The sequence below is a fragment of the Veillonellales bacterium genome (assembly GCA_039680175.1).
GTDB lineage: Bacteria > Bacillota > Negativicutes > JAAYSF01 > JAAYSF01 > JBDKTO01.
The window spans coordinates 1-4051 of sequence record JBDKTO010000080.1 but is presented as its reverse complement, the minus strand read 5'-3'; the positions used below and the strand labels follow the sequence as shown (position 1 = coordinate 4051).

Sequence of the window (4051 nt, the reverse complement as noted above, 5' to 3'; positions counted from 1 at the left end):
AATTTACGTTCGCTTGCTCTAATTTCACGGATTTCAGCAAGCAACTCGTCAAAATATTCCTTATTGAAAAATGCTCCATTTTTTAGCCGTTCTTTGTCCAATACATAGCCGCGAATGGCAAAATCTTGTAAAATTGTCGTCGCCCACTGACGAAATTGGGTCGCCCGTTCTGAATTGACGCGATATCCAACCGCAATGATCGCATCCAGAATATAGAACTTTGTCCTATATTCTTTACCGTCCTCAGCAGTATGTCGGAATTCCCGACATACTGCTTTTTCAACAAGTTCACCCGTTTCAAAAATATTGCGCAGATGCTCAGTAATGGTACTTCGCCCCTTCTCAAAGAGGACTCCAATCACCTTTTGAGTTAACCATACAGTTTCATCTGCAATCCGCACTTCAATGCTATCTTCACCCGCCTGCTTGCTAAAAATCAGAAATTCAGCAGTACTATTACGGATTTGTACCTTTTTCTCATTACTCATAATGCAAAACCTTTCTTTATATAGATTACCAACTAATGGATATTAGTTATCAATACTCTTAATAAGTTCATTCGCGACATTGGAACTGTCCAGCCGCATAATGCTCTCTTCCGCACTGCCGAAACTCAATAGATTTATACTTCCATACCAAACTGTTTTCTGATCGATAATGGCAAATTTCTGGTGTATTTTAGCTTTAAAGATCAGATTTATCCCCGTTCCTTTAAATAAATTCAAAGTCTCAACAAAAGAGTCCCTCGCTTTGCCCCTAAAATCTTCAACCGTTCGCGTCACGATGGTTACGTTTACCTTGTTTTGTAATGCAGTGTGCAAATATTCCAGCATCTGCGAAGTCCGTTTTCTGGTTATAAAGGGGCTTACTATCACAAGTTCTTTAGTCGCATTCACAATATCATTCGTGTATACCGGCAAAAAGTTACTCTTGTTAAAGATAATGTTAATGGAATCGGTTAGAGAAGTTTCGCCCTTTGCCTTATACCCAATCGCGGCATATCCGTTCAGCCGCTTATTATACATTTTTTCCAGCATCCGCACGTGAATATCTACATAATCATAAATTCGCACTTCATTCTTATTATCAAACAGCCTGTGAAGTCTGCCTGCATATTGCTGCAATGTACCTTTCCAGGAAATCGGCATAGCTAAAAACAGTGTGTCGAGTCGAGGCTCATCAAATCCCTCTCCTATATATTTGCCTGTAGACACTAAAGTAAGCGGTTTATCCAGAGGCATACCCTCTATTGCCTGCATGTTCTCACGAGTTTTTTTCGCTCCCATTCCCCCCATAAGCGAAAAAACATCAGGAATTTTTTTACTTAATTCCTGGGCAAGCAGCTCAACATGTGCCGTTCTCTCTGTTAAAACAATACAGTTTCTGCCCTGTTCATGATTTCTGACAACATCAGCTACGATCAATTCATTTCTGGTTTTGCTTTCAGTAATTTCCGCGTACAGCTCTTGTATAGCCACATCTCGCTCTTCCCGCCCCAAAGGGACTCTAAATGGCGTAAACCTTGGTATAACATAATGCTCAAACGGCCTTTTTTCAGCCTGTTTTCTTGCATCATCCCGGTAACGTATCTCACCGCACTGCATAAAAATAATCGGATGATGCCCGTCCTTTCTGGTAGGCGTCGCCGTCAAGCCGTAAACATATTTTGCATTTATGCTTTTGAGCACCTTCTCAAAGCTGAATGCGGATATATGATGGCACTCATCAACAATAACCAAGCCATAATCTTTCACACATTCTTTGACTTCGCCCATTCGATTGAGTGACTGAATTACGGCTATATCTATGATACCATTTAAGCTATTTTTGCCGCCGCCGATTTGCCCAATAACGCCGGGTGCTTTTTTCCTGCCCCGCTTGTTTAGCAAATTTTCACCGGTATCAGGCAACGTCTCATAAACCGCTAAAAATTCCGCCAGCCGTTTCTTCCACTGTGCAACCAGGTTTACTCTATCGACCAAAATAAGCGTATTTACTTTCCTTGCTGCGATCAACGCGATAGCTACAACTGTTTTGCCAAAAGCGGTTGTACCGGAAAGGACTCCGTTATCGTACTCAAGTAACCGTTGCAGTGCGACAGGCTGGTCATCCCTTAATTGGCCTGTAAATTCGACGTTAATTTTTTTAGAACAATTTGTCTTATCTATATAATGCACATCAATTGCATATTCTGTCAAAAGTGCCTGTAAATCCGCCTTGGATCCCCTTGGCAGACATAAGTATTCGGCGGTTTCTTCCGAACACGAAATGATTCGGGGAATCTGTCCGGTGGGCATACGCATAGCCTGCATTTTATAGAACTCCGGGTTTTTGAAAGCAGCTAATCTTTTCATTTGATTTAAAGCCTTTTCGGAAAAACCTGCTTTAGGGATAAACAACATATTGGCTTGCACGATTTCCAGACTTTGCGGAAAATCGTTTTTTGACAACAAAATCCGCCTTCTCTCCCAAGGCTTTGCCGGCATTTCCTCGTCTTTTCGTAAAACGCCGTATTCATTACCGTTGCATAGCTTCATTATAAACAAGGTAATATCCTCTTCAGAAAGCCTGGAGAGCGAAGCCAAAAATGCCCACTGATCGTCATACGGCTTATAATTTTCATCGATGAATTCACTATTATTGGCACTTCTCGCCTCTCTTTGCAGCGGAAGCGCGATCAAATTACCCAGACCGCCTTTCGGCATCGTATCTTGATTCGGAAACAGCCGGTCATAAGATTTAAACGGGATCTCATGCCTTTTACTCATGGAATGCGTAAGCAACGCCGTGCCGAATTTTCGGGCTATCGCTGCCGTTACCGGTTGTTTGAAGAAAAACCATGCATGACTTCCATTGCCGGAGCGGGAGCGTTCGATTGCAATAGGAATAGTAAATTCCCGGCATATATCCCGCAATGCGCCTACATCTTTTTCCCAGCCCCCTTCATCAAAATCAATTGCCAAAAAACAGCAAGTTTCATCCGGAAGCAGCGGATATATCCCTGCTACAAAATGACCGCGGCCGCGCAGGTGGCTGTCAATAACCTTTTCATCTAGAGAAGCATATGCTTTATTCGAGCAGCGGCTGCATCTTTCCGCTGGCTTTTTGCACAATCCGGCCTTCCATTCGTTTAAGCAAACTGGCGAGTATCCTGAGGTACCTTTCTTTTTGCTCTCCCATCGTTTAGCATAAACATCATCCCGACCTTTAAACAGTGTCATGAACAATTCGATTTTGTCTTTCGGATCTGAGAAATTATTAACGTTCGGCAAGAAATTTTGCTCTTCGTTTTTACAAGACAATTCTTGCGGCGCTAAATCTTGTTCAAGATAATCACTATCTGACGAAGAAACATCGATATCTTGCTCCGGATCGTCCCGACTTTCCGAAATCTCACACTGTTCCTTAAGACTTTTCAGTTCATCTTTAAGCTTTACATTTTCAGCTAAAAGTGCTTTATATTTTCCCAGCAGCCCTTCAAAGCTCATATATGCATACTTTAACATATTGTCCATTATTCAGACTCCATTATTAAAAATAAAAAAATAACCATAACTTCCGTTCCAGAAGTTATGGTTATTTTCTATATTGAGGCAGCTAAGTCCTGCTAAATATTTACATATGGCAATAATTAACTACCACTAGGCCTATAGATGATAATCTTCTCCGTATCAGGTATAATGGCGAACCCGCACCAAAGAATCGGCGGACCCTTCCCTTCGAGTCCGGTCCGGCACGTTGTAGCTGGTCGTAGACTAGCGGTTATAGCCAAAACGAGTGCCAGCCAAGGACCGCCACACTTCGTCGCAAGCTGCCAGTACATCATCGGTAAGCGCTTCTCCTTCCAGTGATGCAATATTTTGTTCAATCTGGGAGAGTTTGCTCACACCGCTGATGATACTGGTGACGCCTGGCCGTGAAACGCACCACTTCAAGGCAAGCTGCAAAATGCTTATCCCGTTCTCTTCAGCAAGTGACGTGAGTTTTCCCACGGCAGTAAAATTTTCGTCCGACCAATATCGATCATAATACATTTGATTATTGGCAAAGC

At 42.5% G+C, this 4051-nt stretch carries 3 protein-coding genes; all 3 read right to left on the bottom strand.

Features of this window, described 5'->3' with window-relative positions:
* A partial coding sequence (gene rhuM / locus ABFC84_13575; protein ID MEN6413770.1) for a RhuM family protein occupies positions 1-488 on the bottom strand: 488 nt, incomplete at its 3' end.
* A 42-nt stretch (positions 489-530) separates the two neighbouring features.
* Positions 531-3515, bottom strand: coding sequence for a DEAD/DEAH box helicase family protein (locus ABFC84_13570; GenBank protein ID MEN6413769.1), 2985 nt, complete (start codon positions 3513-3515; stop codon positions 531-533).
* Positions 3516-3755: 240 nt separating this feature from the next.
* Positions 3756-4051, bottom strand: a 296-nt coding sequence (locus tag ABFC84_13565) for an aldo/keto reductase (GenBank protein MEN6413768.1), incomplete at its 5' end; no start/stop codon positions are given.

Excerpts from the sequence above, each read along its gene's own strand:
- ABFC84_13570 (MEN6413769.1), bottom strand. The coding sequence starts at position 3,515 with ATGGACAATATGTTAAAGTATGCATATATGAGCTTTGAAGGGCTGCTG.